Origin of the sequence: Shewanella sp. ECSMB14102, assembly GCF_000813075.1 — a bacterium.
Classification (GTDB): Bacteria; Pseudomonadota; Gammaproteobacteria; order Enterobacterales; family Shewanellaceae; genus Shewanella; species Shewanella indica.
In genome coordinates this window covers 1-256 of the sequence record NZ_JWGX01000139.1, presented here as the reverse complement: position 1 = coordinate 256, position 256 = coordinate 1, and the positions used below count along the sequence as shown (strand labels likewise).

Here is a 256-nt window from a genome sequence, read left to right as displayed (position 1 = left end):
CCTCATCCAGTATTAAGGGTGGTGACCATGATGAATGTTCGCTCTCATGTCATTGTCGATGCCGCTATAAGCCCTTATCGTCGAGGCGAAATTCCTCTTGCTATGCCTTTTATTGACTCCTTACCGGATAACTCCGTGACCTTATTGGATAAGGGTTTTTATGGAGCAGACTTGCTTCTTTCTCTCCAAAATAGTGGTGCTAACAGACATTGGTTGTTACCGGCGAAGAAAGGGGTGAAATACACCCTTCTGGACG

Annotated in this window: 1 protein-coding gene; it reads left to right on the top strand. The window is 45.7% G+C overall.

Going from position 1 to position 256, the window contains the following annotated elements; all coding sequences use genetic code 11:
• Nucleotides 1-256, top strand: a 256-nt coding sequence (locus RC73_RS19695) for a transposase (RefSeq protein ID WP_152608478.1), incomplete at both ends; no start/stop codon positions are given.